We start from the raw sequence: 17410 nt of genomic DNA on the forward strand, positions 1-17410 counted from the left end.
ATCGGATGATTAGCTTCAATTAAAACGAATGATTAGAATAATGAAGGCTGCTGAGTGTGCTCAGTAGTCTTTTTTCTATCCTAGTAAGTTTATGTGGTCTACGGATAGGCTTTGAATTAGAATGGAAAGCAAATGAGTGGAGCAGGTGATTAGGTGGCAGCTGAGCAGCAGGCGAAGCCGTTGAAAGCGGCAGATCGCCCACAGGGGCAAGGAAGCAGCAGGTTTTTCTTTTTGGTTATTGTATTTATGTTTTGGTTCTCTTCTTATATTTATGTGCCGGTGCTTTCACCATATGTTGAGCATTTGGGAGCATCGTATTTTATGGTGGGCATGGTGCTTGGGATATATGGGTTAATGCAGATCCTATTCCGTATACCCATTGGCATCGGTTCAGATTATTTAAATAGGCGGCGGCCGTTTATCTATCTGGGATTGATTGCGAGTGGAGTCAGCTGTTTTCTTTTTATGTGGGGAGCACAGCCGGGTTGGGCGTTGGCAGCACGTGCGGTATCCGGGATAGCAGCATCGGCATGGGTTGTGTACTCTGTGATGTTCGCAGGATATTTTCCAAAAGAGGAAGCTGGAAAAGCGATGGGCATGCTGCAATTCACTACAGTAATCGCCCAATTGACCAGCATGATGATCAGCGGCTATATGGTAGAGCATTGGGGCTGGAATGCCCCCTTCCTGATTGGTGGAATTGTAGCTATTGCGGCACTAATACTTGCGCTTCGGTTACCGGAACAAAAGCAGGAAAAACGGCAAAATGCCATACAGATCAAGGAACTGGCTGGTGTCGTAAAGGAACCTCTGCTGGTAAAAGTATCACTGTTGTCTGTGCTGGCGCACTGTGTGCTATTTATAACGATGTTCGGATATACTCCGAACCAGGCGCTGAATATCGGAGCAAGCAAAGAAAGCTTGGGCTGGCTAACACTCGCTTTTATGATTCCGCATGCCATCGCAACGCTCTACGGCTCACGTCTGTTTGGAGGGCTGCTGGGTGATAGAGGGAAGCTTATGCTAGGCTTTGCGGGAAGCGCACTGTTTACGCTGCTCATTCCTTCTATGCCGACGTTAGCGGCGCTTTGTCTGACTCAGGTGGGGAATGGTTTTATGCAGGGACTTATTTTTCCGCTGCTGTTGAGTAAATCCGTATCAGAAATAGATCCCTTTAAACGGGCTACAGCTATGGGCTTCTATCAGGCCGTTTATGCGATAGGGATGTCAGCAGGGCCATTCGTAGCAGGTTGGATGAGCTCTGTATATGGCTTGACCGGAGGATTCTGGTTAGGTGGAATTGCGGCGGTGTTGGCTACAATTTTATCCTGGGTATGGATGAAGGATACGAAGCAGAAGCAGCTAAAAGAAACTTAACAGACTTGGCAGAGCGTGTAAGGATGATTGGTTTTTTGTGCAAAAGGGGAATATAATAGAGATAGGAAGCAAGGAGGAGGAGCCCGGGAGAATGGTCAAGGTTGTAATGTTGTGGTTTGTGGTAATTAATATAATCGGGTATGTAGTGATGTCCGAGGACAAGAACAAAGCCCGCAAAAGGCGGGAACGTGTACCTGAGAAAACACTTTTTCTGCTGGCAGCCATGGGCGGTGCACTAGGTGTGCTGATTGCCATGTACCGTAAGCGCCACAAGACGCGTCATACATCCTTCAGGATCGGAATTCCGCTTCTGCTGCTGCTGAATATCTTTTTGTACAGCTATTTTTTAAGATAATAGTCTTTAGGATTACAAACTAGAAAAAGAGGTGGCGTACATGTTATTCTCTAAAATTTTGCTAGCCTATGACGGTTCAAAGGCTTCTAATCAAGCATTGGAGCGCGCAATTGAACTCGCTAAAGTCACACCAGGTTCTATATTGCATGTCGTACACGCATTTGAATTCCCAAGATTTTTTATCGGAGAAGCTCTTGCACCACTACCAGCTTCAGTAAATAAAGAATATTATGATTTGGCAGTGCAGACAACCGAGGAAGTGAAGGGACGCCTTGAGGCTGAAGGCCTGAATGCTGAGGTTGAGCTTTTACAAGGATCTCCTGCGGAAGTGATTTTGAAATATGCTAAGGAAAATGCTATAGACATCATAGTTATCGGCAGCCGCGGGCTTGGTGGTATACGTGAATTTGTTCTGGGCAGTGTCAGCCATAATGTAGTACAAAGCGCTCGTATTCCAGTGCTGGTTGTAAAATAATATAGAGTTCAAAGGGACGCTGATAGCGTTCCTTTTTTTCAATTTAAGGAAGTACGGGTCGTATTCTGGAGCTTAAACATCATAGAGCATTAGAGGTAGGAGTGTACGGAAAGAAGTCTTTCTTCACAAAATATAAGGTTATTGAGAATTCAAATCCGCCCAAAAGCGAACATTTATTATGGTGATTTTACCAATGTTCGTGTTTGAGTTGACATCATGTGTAGGGGATTGTTAAACTGATGTCATGAAGAGCTCGTATAAAACCGGGAATATGGCCCGGAAGTTTCTACCCGGGAACCGTAAATTACCGGACTACGAGGAAATAGGATGCTAGAATGCGATAATGCAGTCCAGATAATGGAGTGATGCATTGTGCAGCTTTCCGTGCTTAATGCCAGTTTGGCGAGAGGCAAGCGGGAGTGTTTTTTCCTAATTCCTTTACTAGTCCGATCCTCCCGCAGCAAAATGCGTCTGGACATCGGGCTTTTTTAATATAAGGAATAAGTTACACCTAATACATCAACCTTATATTATTAAGGAAAACGATAGTCATCCCTGAAGGACGAGAATGTAGTCTCTGCTTGTTCGGATTTACAAGATAAAGATATCTCATACTAGTGATTGGAAGGTAGGTCGAATCATGTCTGTGCAGGTAGCTGTCATCATGGGTAGTAAGTCGGATTGGGATACGATGGAGCACGCTTGTGGGGTGCTGGAAGAGCTGGGTTTGTCTTATGAGAAGAAGGTAGTATCCGCGCACCGTACACCGGACTTGATGTTCCGCTATGCGGAGGAAGCCGCTGGCCGCGGTATTCGCGTGATTATTGCAGGAGCAGGCGGCGCCGCACATTTGCCGGGTATGGTGGCTGCAAAGACGATCCTGCCAGTGATTGGAGTGCCCGTGCAGTCGAAAGCACTTAATGGGCTGGATTCGCTGCTCTCCATCGTGCAGATGCCTGGAGGCATACCGGTAGCAACGGTAGCTATTGGTAAGGCAGGCGCTGTAAATGCAGGCCTGCTGGCCGCACAGATCATCGGAGCGTTCGACCCCGAAGTGCAGCAGCGTGTGCAGCTGCGTCGGGATGCGATCCGCGATGAAGTATTGGAAAGCAGCGACAGCTTATGAGGCCGGAGGAGCTGAAGCTGCAGGAGGCTGGCGGCGCAGCTTCGCCAGCTGCACAAGCGTCCGGTGCGGACACCGTCCGGACGCTGCTGCCCGGCTCGACCGTCGGCGTGCTCGGCGGCGGGCAGCTCGGGCGCATGATGGCGCTGGCCGGCAGCGCCATGGGGTACCGCTTCGTGGCGCTGGATCCTGCGCCGGATGCGCCTAGCGGTCAAGTTACGCCGCAGATTACGGCGGCGTATAACGACCGGGACGCGGCGCGGGAGCTGGCCCGCCGCTCGGACGTCATCACGTACGAGTTCGAGAACGTCGACGCGGGCGTAGCAGCGCTGCTGGCGGAAGAATCGTACGTGCCGCAGGGCAGCGCGCTGCTGTATACCACGCAGCATCGGCTGCGCGAAAAATCCGCCATCGAGGCGGCGGGCGTTCCGGTCGCCCCGTACCGGAAGGTGGACAGCCTTGCGGAGCTAAAAGAGGCGGCGGCTGAACTTGGACTACCTTGCGTGCTCAAGACAGCCACAGGCGGTTATGACGGCAAGGGTCAAGCTGTGATTCGTCAGGAAGAAGAGCTGGAAGAAGCCTTCCGGCAGGTTGCACCCGGTGAGGTGATTCCGGAGCTGGTGCTTGAGAAGTTTGTAGCTTTTCAATGCGAAATATCCGTTGTTGCTGCACGTAGTGCATCTGGGGAGGTCAAAAGCTTCCCGCCTTCTGAGAACATTCATGTAAACAATATTTTGCATCTGTCCATTGTGCCTGCAAGAGTGTCAGCGGACATTCAGCGCAGAGCTTGCGAGCTGGCTGAGACTTTAATCGCAGGCCTGAATGCGGTTGGACTGCTTGCCGTGGAAATGTTCGTCACAGTGGACGGTGAATTGTTCGTCAATGAGCTGGCACCAAGACCGCATAATTCCGGCCATTACACCATGGATGCTTGCGTGACCTCACAGTTCGAGCAGCATGTCCGGGCGATTTGTAATCTGCCGCTGGGCGATACAACGCTTTTGACACCTGTAGTTATGGTAAATGTATTAGGTCAGCATTTGGATGGTGCGATTAAAGCGACCTGTACACATGAGGAAAAAGATAATAAGCTGGGTATTGTACCTAAGCTTCATATATATGGCAAGACTGAGAGTAAGACTGGTCGTAAGATGGGTCATATCAATCTGCTGTGCAAGGATACCGGAGACGGCCTATCCTGGGTGGAGCAATCTAAACTTTGGAGGAACTAAAGAATATGATCGAACGTTACAGCAGACCCGAGATGCGGGCCATTTGGACTGAGGAGAATAAATTCAAAGCGTGGCTGGAAGTGGAAATATGCGCTTGTGAAGCATGGGCGGAGCTGGGAGTCATCCCACATGAAGACGCTGCTAAGCTGCGTAAGGATGCTAAATTCGACATCGCACGTATTGATGAAATCGAACAGGAAACACGTCATGACGTAATCGCCTTTACTCGTGCGGTTTCCGAAAGCCTTGGCGCAGAACGCAAATGGGTACACTACGGCCTTACTTCCACAGATGTGGTGGATACAGCACTGGGTTACTTGCTGCGTCAAGCGAATGAGATTCTAGAGAAGGATATTATTAACTTCATTGAGATCCTTAAAGATAAAGCTATTGCTTATAAAGATACACCGATGATGGGCCGTACACATGGGGTTCATGCTGAGCCAACTACTTTTGGTCTGAAAATGGCATTGTGGTACGAAGAAATGAAACGTAACCTGGAGCGTTTCCGCCATGCTGCGAACGGTGTGCAATTTGGCAAAATCTCCGGAGCCGTGGGTACGTATGCCAACATCGATCCATTCGTAGAAGAATTTGTCTGCCGTAAGCTGGGTACAAGCCCTGCACCGATCTCGACACAAACTCTACAGCGCGACCGTCACGCTGAATATATGGCAGCTCTTGCTCTGGTAGCAACCTCGCTAGACAAATTCGCTACCGAAATCCGCGCTCTGCAAAAGAGTGAGATTCGCGAAGTAGAAGAAGCTTTTGCCAAAGGTCAAAAGGGTTCATCTGCTATGCCGCATAAACGGAATCCTATTGGCTGCGAGAATATTTCCGGTCTGTCCCGCGTGATTCGCGGACATATGGTTACAGCTTACGAGAACGTGCCGCTCTGGCATGAACGAGATATCTCGCACTCTTCAGTGGAGCGTATCATCCTTCCGGATGCAACGATGCTGCTGAACTACATGCTGAACCGTTTCGGAAACATCGTGAAGAACCTGACTGTATTCCCAGAGAATATGAAGCGTAACATGAATCGTACCTTCGGCGTTCCTTTCTCTGGCCGGATCTTAACCAAGCTGATTGATAAAGGCTTCAGCCGCGAGCAAGCGTACGATACCGTCCAACCACGTGCGATGCAAGCTTGGGAAGAGCAAAAGCAGTTCCGTGATATCGTGGAAGCTACACCTGAAATCACTAATGTCCTCACCCCAGAAGAGATTGAAGATGCATTTAACCCTTCTTGGCACCTTAAGCATGTGGATACCATCTTCCGCAAGCTAGAACTTATCTAAGAAAAGATAAGTTAGTGGTGAACTAAGGAGCTAGGAATAGTACGAGCGGTTAAGGTTGTGCAGAATTGAAATGCAACTGGTCGATAAGGAACGGAGAGAAATTTTGGAACTGTAGAAGCGTTAGCGTTCGCCTTTATCCTCGGATTTCTACCGCAGCAGCGGTTCAATCAGGAAATCTGAGGATAACAGCGATCGGAAGTCCAAACATTCCTCGGAAGTGCTTCCTCCTAGACCAGCCCAACTTAGGAAGATCATTAGTTCAAGGGAGGAAAGGTCATGACATCATCGGCCGTATCCACAGCCGTGGAACTCATCAATGCGCCGCTGCTCTACAAAGGGAAGGTTCGTGAGCTATACGATTTAGGGGAAAATGTACTGATCGTAGTTACAGATCGGATATCTGCTTTTGACTATGTGCTGGACCCGGCAGTCCCTGAAAAGGGCAATGTGCTTAACCGTCTGAGCGCGTTCTGGTTCGGACAGACTAAAGAGCTGATGGAGAATCATGTCGTTCATATCGATGTGGATCTGCTCGGCGACGTAGTTAAGGACAAAGAGGCTCTCAGAAACCGTGTCATGGTGGTACGCAAAGCGGAGCGTATTGATATCGAATGCGTAGTGCGTGGATGCATCACTGGCGGCGGCTGGAGACAGTATCAAGAAACCGGCAAGGTAAATGGTATTGAACTTCCTGCTAACCTCCGCAAAAACGCGCTGCTGGCAGAACCGATTTTTACTCCTGCGGCTAAAAATGATGTAGGTCACGATGAGGATATTCCGTTTGAGAAAATGCAGGAATTAATCGGAGCTGATCTGGCGCTTGAGCTGCAGGAAAAGAGCTTAAAGCTGTTCGCTTTTGCTAGAGAGTATTGTGCTGAGCGTGGGATCATTCTTGCGGACTGCAAATTCGAATTCGGCTTGTTGGACGGTAAGGTGATTCTGATCGATGAGATTTTTACACCGGATGCTTCCCGCTTCTGGGCTAAGGATAAATACGCGCTTGATATTGAAATTGATAGTATGGATAAAGAGCCTGTTCGTACGTATCTATCGGCATCTTCCTGGGACAAGAATAGTAAACCTGATCCGCTCCCACTGGAAGTAGTAGAAGAAACTACACGGCGTTATCTGGACATTTATCATCGTCTTACTGGCAAGTCTTTATAGTTCAACATAGTGTGTGCACTCATGGGAATAAATTAAGTATATATTTTTGAAGCTAAATGTACTCATTGTAGAATTTCAGTTTCAGAGGGTATGCTCATTAAAATTTAGGAGGAACTACAAGCATATGTTAAAAGCGACGGTATATGTCACCATAAAGAAAAGCGTTCTTGATCCACAAGGGGTAGCAGTACAAGGAGCACTTCATTCGGTAGGTTTCCAAGAAGTTGAAAGCTTGCGTATCGGGAAATATATGGAGCTGACTTTGGATACGGATAACCGTGCTGAAGCGGAAGTGCGTCTCAAGGAAATGTGCGAAAAGCTACTTGCCAACACGGTGATCGAGGATTACCGCTACGAATTGGAGGACTAAACGACATGAAATTTGCTGTACTTGTCTTCCCAGGCTCCAACTGTGATATTGATTGCTACAAGGCGGTAGAGGACAGTCTCGGCGAACCAGTCGATTATGTGTGGCATACAGCGACGGATTTGTCGGCGTATGATTGCATTTTGGTTCCAGGCGGATTCTCATATGGTGATTACCTGCGCTGTGGCGCGATTTCGAGATTTGCTCCTGTTATGGCGGAAGTTGCTAAAGCAGCAGAGCAAGGGAAATACGTGCTAGGCATATGCAATGGGTTCCAAATTCTTACTGAGGCTGGTTTGCTGCCAGGTGCGCTTCGCCGCAACATGTCGATGAAGTTCCGCTGTCACGATACAGTGCTTAAGGTTGTTAATAATGAAACCCCATTTACTATTGACTATGCTAAAGATGAAAAAATCATCATCCCAATCGCACACGGTGAAGGCAACTACTACTGTGATGACGAGACTTTGGCAGAGCTGAAAGCTAACAATCAGATTATTTTTACCTATAGCGATAATCCTAATGGCTCCGTAGCCGATATTGCGGGTGTTAGTAACGTACAAGGGAATGTGGTTGGCATGATGCCTCACCCTGAGCGCGCGGCTAATAGTTTACTTGGTTCAGAAGATGGCAAAAGAATGTTTACATCCATACTGAAGACTTGGAGGGATCGTCATGACGCAGCAAGTATCCGTTAAGGAACCGACCGCAGAACAGATTGCGGAGCAGAAAATTTACAGCCAGTTCGGTGTGTCGGACAGCGAATATGAGCTGATCAAGTCTTTTATGGGACGTTTGCCGAACTATACTGAAATCGGCGTATTCAGCGTAATGTGGTCGGAGCACTGTGCCTATAAGAACTCCAAACCCCTCCTGAAACGTTTCCCAATTTCCGGACCACGTGTCCTGATGGGACCTGGCGAGGGCGCAGGGATTGTAGATATCGGTGACAACCAAGCGGTTGTTTTCAAAATCGAAAGTCATAACCACCCTTCAGCGGTAGAACCTTTCCAAGGTGCGGCAACGGGTGTGGGCGGGATCATTCGTGATATTTTCTCCATGGGCTCCAGACCTATCGCAATCCTCAATTCACTACGTTTCGGGAAGCTGGAAAGTGATCGAGTGAAGTATTTGTTCGAGCATGTTGTGTCTGGTATTGCCGGTTATGGTAACTGTATCGGGATTCCAACGGTTGGCGGCGAAATCATGTTTGATGATAGCTATGACGGCAATCCGCTAGTTAACGCAATGTGTGTGGGTCTGATCGATCATGACAAAATCCAACGTGGTGTAGCTAAGGGTGTAGGCAACCCTGTCTTCTATGTAGGCCCTCCTACAGGACGTGATGGAATTCATGGTGCTACTTTTGCATCGGTAGAGCTTAGTGAGGAATCAGAAGCTAAACGTACCGCTGTACAAGTCGGCGATCCATTTATGGAAAAGCTCGTTATGGAATCTTGTCTAGAACTGATCGACAGCGGCATCGTTATCGGGATTCAGGATATGGGTGCAGCGGGTCTTACATGCTCTAGTGCGGAGATGGCAAGTAAAGCAGGCAACGGTCTGGAGCTGTATCTTGATCAGGTGCCACAACGTGAAGAGGGCATGACGCCTTACGAAATGATGCTTTCAGAATCACAAGAACGGATGTTGTTCGTCGTTGAGCCGAAGGATGAGGCCCAGGCACAAGAGATTTTTGACCGCTGGGGTGTTATCTGCTGTAAAGTCGGTAAAGTTACGGATGATGGTCGCTTGAAATTGTATCATCACGGCGAGGTTGTTGGTGACATGCCAGTAACGGCGCTCGTGGATGAGTGTCCAGTATATAACAAACCTTCTGAGGTTCCTGCTTATTATATTGCGAATGAAAAGGTAGATACCCTTCGTTATGAGGAAGTTACGGATCTGGGCGGTGCATTGCGTACAGTACTTGGATCACCAACCGTAGCAAGTAAAGCATGGGTATACAATCAATACGATTACATGGTGCGGACGAGCACAGCTGTACGTCCTGGATCTGACGCGGCTGTAGTTACCATTCATGGTACTCGTAAAGGACTTGCGATGACTACAGACTGTAATGGCCGTTATGTTCATCTTGATCCTGAAGTGGGCGGACGTATTGCAGTCAGCGAAGCGGCACGTAACATCGTTTGTTCCGGTGCTGAACCGCTGGCTATTACGGATAATCTGAACTTTGGAAATCCTGAGAAGCCTGATGTGTTCTGGCAAATGGAGCGTGCGGTTGATGGTATGGCTGAAGCATGTCGTGTGCTGGATACTCCGGTTATCGGTGGTAATGTCAGTCTTTATAACGAAAATACTACGGGTTCCATCTATCCAACGCCGGTTGTCGGCATGGTTGGTTTAGTAGCGGACACGGATCATATTACGACTCAAGGGTTCAAGCAAGAAGGAGATTCTATTCTTCTGCTGGGAGTGACCAAGGCTGAGCTGGGCGGCAGTGAATTCCAATATGCTGTTCATGGTGTGACCGAAGGTCGTCCTCCGGCTTTGGATTTGGCTACTGAGAAAAAACTGCTGAACGCAGTCCTTACCTCAATTCGTGGCGGTCTGGTGCGTTCCGCACATGACTTGTCCGAAGGTGGACTTGCCGTAGCGCTTGCAGAGAGCTGTATCAGCGGTGGAATCGGAGCAAACGTTGAGCTTTCAGCTAATGGTCTTAGATCTGATGTAGCATTGTTCAGCGAAAGCCAATCACGCATTGTGCTGACAGCAGCTCCTGAACGTGCGGAAGAGCTGAAAGCAGCGATTGCAGCCAGCGGTGTTCCCGTGGAAATCATCGGAACTGTAGGTGGAGACAGACTGCGCGTAAATCTGGACGGCGTGTCCACACTAGATGAAGCTGTAGCAGAATTGAAATTCGTTTGGGAGGATGCTATTCCATGTCTTATGAAATAAAGACCGGGAAAGAGCAGGAGACTCCTATCCTGTGGACTGGTGACTTTTACAATGAAGGAACGGGCTCGGGAGATATTTTTGACACATTAAAAGAAGAATGCGGCGTTTTCGGGGTCTTCGGACACCCGGAAGCGGCGTCCATGTCTTATTACGGCTTACACGCCTTACAACACCGTGGAGAAGAAAGTGCGGGAATCTGCGTAGCAGACGGCCGCGATTTCAACTATCACCGCGGGATGGGGTTAGTAAAAGAAGTATTCGACAAGGACAAAATTGCCTCATTGGTTGGAGACATGTCCATTGGGCATGTACGTTATTCCACTAGTGGAGACAGCCGTTTAACCAATGCGCAGCCGCTGGTATTTAAATATCGTGACGGCGATTTGGCAATTGCTACGAACGGCAACATAGTAAATGAACCGTTGATCCGCAAACAACTGGAGCAAAGCGGATCGATCTTTCAAACTACGAGTGATACAGAAGTGCTGGCGCATTTAATTGCCCGTTCGCCAAAGGATTTTGTTGAAGCGGCAAAAGATGCGCTGCAGCAGCTCGTTGGCGGGTTTGCTTTTCTGCTTATGACAAATGATAAGTTAATTGTCGCTTCAGATTCCCATGGCTTGCGTCCGCTAGTGATGGGACGGATTGGTGAAGCTTATATTTTTGCTTCCGAGTCCTGCGCATTAGAGGTCATTGGGGCACAGCTGGTTCGAGATATTGAGCCGGGCGAACTGCTAGTCCTCGACAAAAACGGTCTCTTGGAGGACCGTTTTACCGAACCCAAACGTAAAGCGCTGTGCGCGATGGAGTATATTTACTTCTCACGCCCAGACAGTGATATGAACGGCTCTAACCTGCACTCCGCCCGTAAGCGGATGGGTAGCCGCATGGCACTGGAAGCTTTTGTCGATGCTGATCTCGTAACCGGTGTGCCGGATTCCAGTATTTCAGCAGCCATCGGGTATGCCGAGCAAACGGGAATTCCTTATGAGCTTGGGCTCATTAAGAATAAGTACACTGGACGGACCTTCATCCAGCCGAGCCAAGAACTGCGTGAGCAAGGTGTGAAGATGAAGCTGAGCGCCGTGCGCAGCGTAGTTGATGGCAAACGTGTCGTTATGATCGATGATTCTATCGTTCGTGGCACGACCTCACGCCGAATCGTCAATCTGCTTAGGGAAGCGGGAGCTGTTGAAGTGCATGTGCGGATTACTTCGCCACCGTTCAAGAATCCTTGCTTCTACGGCATTGATACACCAGACCGCCGCGACCTCATCGCGTCCTACAAGACCATTGAGGAAATGTGCGAAGAGATCAACGCCGATTCCTTGGCATTTTTGTCGCCGGAAGGTTTAATCTCTTCCATTGGTGGACACAACAAAGACGACTACAAAGGCGGACTTTGCCTTTCTTGCTTTGATAATGATTACCCGACGCAGGTGGATTTTGGCGGGGCAGAGAAAGATGGCTGCTCGTGTTGACATCCCCCTAAGTCCCCCTTTCAAAGGGGGATTCCGAAGGGCTCTGCCCTCCGGCCACCCGAAAGCTCGGCGGTAGGAGTTAGGTTATAACTTGCTAAGAAGACTTGGGTACGAGTGCTCGCTTTGTCCCTGTGTGCTGCGCACGGACGGGACACGCTTTACGGCGCTCCGCCCCCCGGCTGCATCCGCCGCCGGGACTGGCTCGCCAAGCTTCCCTCTGTTTGCTTCGCAAATACGAGGACCGCTTGTCTCGCTAAGGTGGCGCTCGGTTGCACCCTAAGCGCCAAGAGCAGCTCTCCAAGCTCGTCCCTGTTTGCTTCGCAAATGCGGTACTCGCTTGTTTCGCTAGAAGAGGTTGCATGGCGCAGCTCATGCACCGAGGTCTTGAGGTCCGTGTGCAAGGCGCACACTGCGGCTTGCAGTAGGGACAAACCGGTGTTTGGAGGGAGTTATGGAGAGGAAGTTTGGAACTGTAGAAGCGTAGCGTTCGCCTTTATGGTTGGATTTCTACCGCGAAGAGCGGTTCGAATCAGGAAATCCAACCATAACAGCGATCGGAAGTCCAAACATTCCTCGCAGTAACTCCCCTACAATCACCCAAAAGCCGAATGCGCCCAAACGCGCTCTAAACTATTAAAAGATGAGGTGTCCAATAGTGTCGGAAGCTTATAAAAACGCCGGAGTGGATATTGCGGCTGGTAATGAAGCGGTAGAACGCATGAAAAAGCACGTAAAACGTACTTACCGTCCAGAAGTAATGACGGATCTTGGTGGGTTCGGAGCGCTGTTTGGCCTCAATAAAGATAAATATGAAGAGCCAGTGCTTGTATCGGGAACCGATGGTGTAGGCACAAAGCTCAAAATCGCGTTCGCGGCAGATCGCCATGACACGATTGGCATCGACGCTGTAGCTATGTGCGTGAACGACATTGTAGTGCAAGGCGCAGAGCCACTCTTTTTCCTCGACTATCTGGCTTGCGACAAAGTGGTGCCGGAGAAAATCGAGGCTATCGTAGCCGGAATCGCTGAAGGCTGTCACCAAGCGGGTTGTGCACTGATTGGCGGCGAAACGGCTGAGATGCCGGGTATGTATTCAGCAGGTGAATATGATATTGCTGGATTCACAGTGGGCGTAGCTGACAAAGCGAAGCTGGTAACAGGCGCTAACATCGCTGCTGGAGACACAGTGATTGGTCTGGCTTCCAGTGGTGTGCACAGCAATGGCTTCTCGCTGGTGCGCAAGCTTTTGCTTGAGCAAGAGGGTTATGGCCTGAATGACGTGCTTCCTGAGCTTGGCGCTCCGCTCGCGGATGTGCTCCTTGCACCAACTAAAATTTATGTGAAGCCTTTGCTGGCACTGCTGGAGCAGCTTCCGGTAAAAGGTATGGCTCATATTACGGGTGGCGGATTTATCGAGAATATCCCACGCGTATTGCCTGATAATGTAGATGTGGAGATCAATTACGGATCGTGGCCGATTCTGCCAATCTTCGGATTGATGCAGGACAAAGGAAATGTAAGCAACCGTGATATGTTCACTACTTTTAATATGGGAATTGGTCTTGTTCTCGTAGTTAGCGCTGCTGATGGAGAACGCGCTCTTGAACTGCTTAAAGCTAGCGGAGAAGAGGCGTATATCATTGGGAAAGTAACAGAAGGGGAACGCAAAGTAACCTTTACTGGAGCTGAAGTGTGATGCAATCAAGTCGAATCGCTGTTTTTGCTTCGGGGCAGGGCAGCAATTTTGCAGCACTGATCGAGGCACAGAAAGCAGGTTTGCTTGGAGACGGCAGGATTGAATTGCTTGTCTCGGACAAGCCGGAAGCGCCTGTAGCACAACGTGCGGAGGATGCGGGACTTCCCGCCCTCCTGCTGCGGCCAAAAGACTTCGCCAGCCGTGAACTCTACGAAGCAGAGATTGTAGCAGAGCTTCAGCGGCGGGAAATCGGGCTGGTTGTGTTGGCAGGGTATATGCGCCTCATTACACCAGTGCTTTTAACGCCGTATGCGGGTCGGATTATTAACATTCACCCATCGCTGCTGCCTGCTTTTGCTGGAAAGGATGCGATCGGACAAGCGCTGGATTATGGCGTGAAGCTGACGGGAGTCACTGTGCATTTTGTCGATGGAGGTATGGATACCGGGCCGGTTATTGCTCAGCGTAGCGTAGTTGTGTTGGATAACGACACGGCAGATTCATTGGCGGAACGGATTCATAAGGTTGAGTATGAGTTGTATCCTGAAGTGGTTGGCGCTTTTGCCAGCGGGAAAGTGGAACTGAGTGGAAGAAAGACGATTATCCGCGAAAAGTAAGCCACACTGTAGCCATTCGAAGTTTTGGATCGACATTTGGTGACAGGCGGAGAGATTTCAGGGTATTTCTCGGGAAATATTGCATAAGCGGCATTATGTGTCGTGTAGTAGGTAATAGAGTCAGATTCTTTCTTATAGTAATTTCCCAAGCTTTTAGATGTCATCACATTAAATCGCACGTACAACCCGAAGGAGGACTATTCAAAGTGAGTATCAAAAGAGCGCTAGTTAGCGTATCGGATAAACAAGGTATCGTGGATTTTTGCCGCGAGTTGTCTGCATTAGGCGTAGAGATTATTTCCACAGGTGGAACAAGCACGCTTTTGGCTAAGGAAGGTGTTCCAGTCATCGGTATTTCCGATGTTACAGGATTCCCGGAAATCATGGATGGACGTGTCAAAACCTTGCACCCGGCTGTACACAGCGGATTGCTAGCGGTTCGTGACAATGAGGAACACACGCGTCAAATGAAAGAGCTTGGTCTGGACTACATTGATCTGGTAGTAGTAAATCTGTATCCGTTCGCGGAAACCATTGCTAAAACGGATGTATCGTATGAAGAAGCCATCGAGAATATCGATATCGGCGGACCGACGATGCTGCGTTCTGCGGCGAAGAACCATGCTTTTGTAAGTGTAGTGGTAGATGCTAACGACTATGCTACAGTGCTTGAAGAGATTCGCGCAGGTGGAGATACAACGCTGGAAACACGCAAACGTCTTGCGGCAAAAGTGTTCCGTCATACGGCGGCTTACGATGCCTTAATTTCCGATTATTTGGCTAATGTTACTGGCGAACCGCTTCCTGAGCGCTACACCGTGACTTATGAGAAAATTCAGGATCTGCGCTATGGCGAGAATCCGCATCAAAAAGCGGCTTTCTATCGCAAGCCTTTGGCTGCGGGGGATACTCTTACAGCAGCTGAGCAATTGCATGGCAAAGAATTATCCTACAACAATATCAACGATGCTAACGCAGCGCTGCAAATCGTGAAAGAATTTGAAGAACCTGCTGTCGTAGCCATTAAACATATGAATCCTTGTGGTGTAGGTGTCGGTGAAAGTGTATACGAAGCTTATCAAAAAGCTTACAACGCAGACCCAACCTCTATCTTTGGCGGAATTGTAGCCGCTAACCGGATTATCGACGTGGACACTGCTACTCTGCTAAAAGAGATTTTCCTCGAAATCGTATTGGCGCCAGGCTTTACGGAAGAAGCACTGGAAATCCTTACGAAGAAAAAGAACCTGCGTCTGCTCAAAATCGGCAATCTCAGCACGGCTAACGCGCGTAAGAGCAGCTTCGTAGTTACCTCTATTGATGGAGGAATGGTTGTACAGGAGAGCGATGTGCATTCTGTGAACCCGGATGATCTACAAGTTGTTACGGACCGTAAGCCAACCGAAGAAGAATTGAAACAGCTGTTGTTCGGCTGGAAGGTAGTTAAGCATGTGAAATCTAATGCGATTGTATTAGCGGCGGATGATATGACAGTTGGCGTAGGTGCAGGGCAAATGAACCGCGTTGGCGCGGCAAAAATTGCGATTGAACAAGCTGGCGAGAAGTCCAAAGGATCAGTCCTTGCCTCTGACGCCTTCTTCCCAATGGGAGATACACTTGAAATGGCAGCCAAAGCAGGCATTACCGCAGTTATTCAGCCAGGCGGCTCCATTAAAGATGAAGAATCGATCAAGGTCGCGAATGAGTATGGAATTGCTATGGTCTTCACAGGCGTCCGTCATTTCAAACACTAGAACGCTGGGAGGATTTTATTCTAATGGATATTTTAGTGGTTGGCGGCGGTGGCCGGGAGCATGCGATTATTTGGAGCCTGTCCCAAAGCCCAAAGGTTGGTAAAATCTATTGCGCACCCGGCAACGCCGGGATCGCGCAGCTAGCAGAATGTGTGCCTATCGGTGTGTTTGAGTTCGACCGTCTGACGGCTTTTGCAAAAGAGAAGGAAGTAGGTCTTGTTGTAATCGGACCGGATGATCCGTTAGCAGGGGGCATTGTGGATGCTTTTGAAGCACAGGCTATTCCTGTGTTTGGTCCGCGCAAGAATGCAGCTGAGATCGAAGGCAGCAAAACCTTTATGAAGGATCTTTTGCACAAATATAATATTCCGACAGCAGCCTATGAAAAATTTGATGGCTATGAAGCTGCACTGGCTTACTTACGCGAGCAACCGCTGCCGATCGTAATCAAGGCAGATGGGCTTGCCGCAGGAAAAGGCGTGACCGTTGCCTATTCACGGGAAGAGGCAGAGCAGGCACTAGCTGATATTATGGTAACGAAAGTGTTTGGTGAGGCTGGCGCTCAGGTTGTCATTGAAGAGTTCCTAGCGGGTCAGGAAATGTCGATTTTGGCTTTTGTTGATGGAGAGACAGTTCGTCCGATGGCTGCCGCTCAGGATCATAAGCCCGCTTACGATGGAGATAAAGGTCCTAATACCGGTGGAATGGGTACCTATTCGCCTCTGCCGCATATCGACGAGGCGATTATCCAAGAAGCGATTGAGACCATCATTAAGCCAACAGCCAAGGCTATGGTAGCTGAAGGCCGTTCTTTCAGCGGCGTTTTGTTCGCAGGGCTGATGATTTCTCCAGAAGGTAAACCAAAGACCATCGAATTTAATGCCCGGTTTGGGGATCCGGAGACACAGGTCGTGCTGCCTAGATTGAAGAGCGACTTGTTAGAAATCTTTTTGGCAGTAACCGAGGGTAGACTTGCGGATATCGACATTGAATGGAGCGACGAAGCAGCGGTGTGCGTGGTTCTCGCTTCTGGAGGATATCCAGGCTCTTATCCTAAGGGAGTGCCGATCGAAGGGCTTGAGGACAGCCAAGGAGGGCTGATCTTCCATGCCGGTACAGCACGGGGGGCAGATGGCAGCTGGGTAACGAACGGCGGACGGGTCTTAGGCGTGGTAGGCCTGGGTGCTACGATTGCCGAAGCTCGTTCAGCAGCCTATGCTAGGGCTGAAGGAATCTCTTTTTCCGGGAAACAGAATCGCAGCGACATCGCTATGAAGGCTCTGGTATAAGGATAAAGCACTGTATCTAGCAATTTTTTGCGCTTTAAGTCCTAAAAAAGGACTGACAAGTGATAGAAGAAGTGCTATAATACTACACGTACGGGGGAAAATGTGCGGATATATACAGATAAGGGCCTTTCCGATCATGGGAAGGCCCTTTTAAATCGGAGTCCTTCAGACTTTGTGCAGTAACCTTATAAAGGATGCCTCGTGCCTGAAAATGTTGATACTTATAGTGCATACTAGCGATACGCTTATGGCGA

Annotated in this window: 17 protein-coding genes and 1 riboswitch; of the genes, 16 read left to right on the plus strand and 1 reads right to left on the minus strand. The window is 49.1% G+C overall.

Going from position 1 to position 17410, the window contains the following annotated elements:
- Positions 1 to 153: 153 nt before the first annotated feature.
- The 12 genes from MHB56_RS17720 (at position 154) to purF (ending at position 11800) form a co-directional block, all read left to right on the plus strand.
- Positions 154 to 1377: an MFS transporter gene (locus MHB56_RS17720; protein ID WP_341143807.1), complete on the plus strand. Its 1224-nt coding sequence runs from the start codon at positions 154 to 156 to the stop codon at positions 1375 to 1377.
- A 91-nt stretch (positions 1378 to 1468) separates the two neighbouring features.
- A complete protein-coding gene (locus MHB56_RS17725; protein ID WP_036680925.1) occupies positions 1469 to 1732 on the plus strand; it encodes a DUF1294 domain-containing protein in 264 nt (87 codons plus the stop codon).
- A 40-nt stretch (positions 1733 to 1772) separates the two neighbouring features.
- Positions 1773 to 2207, plus strand: a complete 435-nt coding sequence (locus MHB56_RS17730) for a universal stress protein (RefSeq protein WP_036680923.1) — start codon at positions 1773 to 1775, stop codon at positions 2205 to 2207.
- Between the two features lie 233 nt (positions 2208 to 2440).
- Positions 2441 to 2542, plus strand: a riboswitch (purine riboswitch).
- A gap of 305 nt (positions 2543 to 2847) precedes the next feature.
- Positions 2848 to 3333 (plus strand): 5-(carboxyamino)imidazole ribonucleotide mutase, encoded by a 486-nt coding sequence (gene purE / locus MHB56_RS17735; RefSeq protein WP_036680920.1) that lies wholly within the window; start codon positions 2848 to 2850, stop codon positions 3331 to 3333.
- On the plus strand, positions 3302 to 3538 hold the full coding sequence (locus MHB56_RS17740; protein ID WP_254848781.1) for a hypothetical protein: 237 nt from the start codon (positions 3302 to 3304) through the stop codon (positions 3536 to 3538). The genes purE and MHB56_RS17740 overlap by 32 nt, the downstream gene beginning before the upstream one ends.
- The gene (gene purK / locus MHB56_RS17745; RefSeq protein ID WP_341143808.1) at positions 3441 to 4562 is read left to right on the plus strand and encodes a 5-(carboxyamino)imidazole ribonucleotide synthase; all 1122 of its coding nucleotides are present in this window, start codon (positions 3441 to 3443) and stop codon (positions 4560 to 4562) included. Before MHB56_RS17740 ends, purK begins: the two co-directional genes overlap by 98 nt.
- 5 nt (positions 4563 to 4567) lie before the next feature.
- Positions 4568 to 5863, plus strand: coding sequence for an adenylosuccinate lyase (gene purB, locus MHB56_RS17750; RefSeq protein WP_036680917.1), 1296 nt, complete (start codon positions 4568 to 4570; stop codon positions 5861 to 5863).
- A 276-nt stretch (positions 5864 to 6139) separates the two neighbouring features.
- The gene (locus tag MHB56_RS17755) at positions 6140 to 7030 is read left to right on the plus strand and encodes a phosphoribosylaminoimidazolesuccinocarboxamide synthase (protein WP_076279486.1); all 891 of its coding nucleotides are present in this window, start codon (positions 6140 to 6142) and stop codon (positions 7028 to 7030) included.
- 124 nt (positions 7031 to 7154) lie between these two features.
- The gene (gene purS / locus MHB56_RS17760) at positions 7155 to 7400 is read left to right on the plus strand and encodes a phosphoribosylformylglycinamidine synthase subunit PurS (RefSeq protein WP_036680912.1); all 246 of its coding nucleotides are present in this window, start codon (positions 7155 to 7157) and stop codon (positions 7398 to 7400) included.
- Positions 7401 to 7405: 5 nt separating this feature from the next.
- On the plus strand, positions 7406 to 8095 hold the full coding sequence (gene purQ, locus MHB56_RS17765) for a phosphoribosylformylglycinamidine synthase subunit PurQ (protein WP_341143809.1): 690 nt from the start codon (positions 7406 to 7408) through the stop codon (positions 8093 to 8095).
- Positions 8073 to 10319 carry a phosphoribosylformylglycinamidine synthase subunit PurL gene (purL, locus tag MHB56_RS17770; protein ID WP_076187236.1) on the plus strand — a complete coding sequence of 749 codons (2247 nt, stop codon included), beginning with the start codon at positions 8073 to 8075 and terminating at the stop codon, positions 10317 to 10319. The genes purQ and purL overlap by 23 nt, the downstream gene beginning before the upstream one ends.
- Positions 10304 to 11800, plus strand: a complete 1497-nt coding sequence (gene purF, locus MHB56_RS17775) for an amidophosphoribosyltransferase (protein WP_036680905.1) — start codon at positions 10304 to 10306, stop codon at positions 11798 to 11800. The genes purL and purF overlap by 16 nt, the downstream gene beginning before the upstream one ends.
- Positions 11801 to 11958: 158 nt before the next feature.
- Here purF and MHB56_RS17780 read toward each other — a convergent pair whose 3' ends face one another.
- The gene (locus MHB56_RS17780) at positions 11959 to 12201 is read right to left on the minus strand and encodes a hypothetical protein (protein WP_341143810.1); all 243 of its coding nucleotides are present in this window, start codon (positions 12199 to 12201) and stop codon (positions 11959 to 11961) included.
- A 254-nt stretch (positions 12202 to 12455) separates the two neighbouring features.
- Between MHB56_RS17780 and purM the strand changes: the two genes are divergently transcribed.
- The 4 genes from purM (at position 12456) to purD (ending at position 17156) form a co-directional block, all read left to right on the plus strand.
- A complete protein-coding gene (gene purM / locus MHB56_RS17785) occupies positions 12456 to 13496 on the plus strand; it encodes a phosphoribosylformylglycinamidine cyclo-ligase (RefSeq protein WP_076136912.1) in 1041 nt (346 codons plus the stop codon).
- The gene (purN, locus tag MHB56_RS17790; protein WP_341143811.1) at positions 13496 to 14113 is read left to right on the plus strand and encodes a phosphoribosylglycinamide formyltransferase; all 618 of its coding nucleotides are present in this window, start codon (positions 13496 to 13498) and stop codon (positions 14111 to 14113) included. The genes purM and purN overlap by 1 nt, the downstream gene beginning before the upstream one ends.
- 206 nt (positions 14114 to 14319) lie before the next feature.
- Positions 14320 to 15867 carry a bifunctional phosphoribosylaminoimidazolecarboxamide formyltransferase/IMP cyclohydrolase gene (purH, locus tag MHB56_RS17795; protein WP_341143812.1) on the plus strand — a complete coding sequence of 516 codons (1548 nt, stop codon included), beginning with the start codon at positions 14320 to 14322 and terminating at the stop codon, positions 15865 to 15867.
- Positions 15868 to 15890: 23 nt separating this feature from the next.
- Complete coding sequence (purD, locus tag MHB56_RS17800; protein WP_076142419.1) at positions 15891 to 17156, plus strand: phosphoribosylamine--glycine ligase; 1266 nt, start codon at positions 15891 to 15893, stop codon at positions 17154 to 17156.
- Positions 17157 to 17410: the final 254 nt, after the last annotated feature.

It is taken from the genome of Paenibacillus sp. FSL H8-0315 (genome assembly GCF_038005365.1).
Taxonomy (GTDB): Bacteria; Bacillota; Bacilli; order Paenibacillales; family Paenibacillaceae; genus Paenibacillus_AQ; species Paenibacillus_AQ odorifer.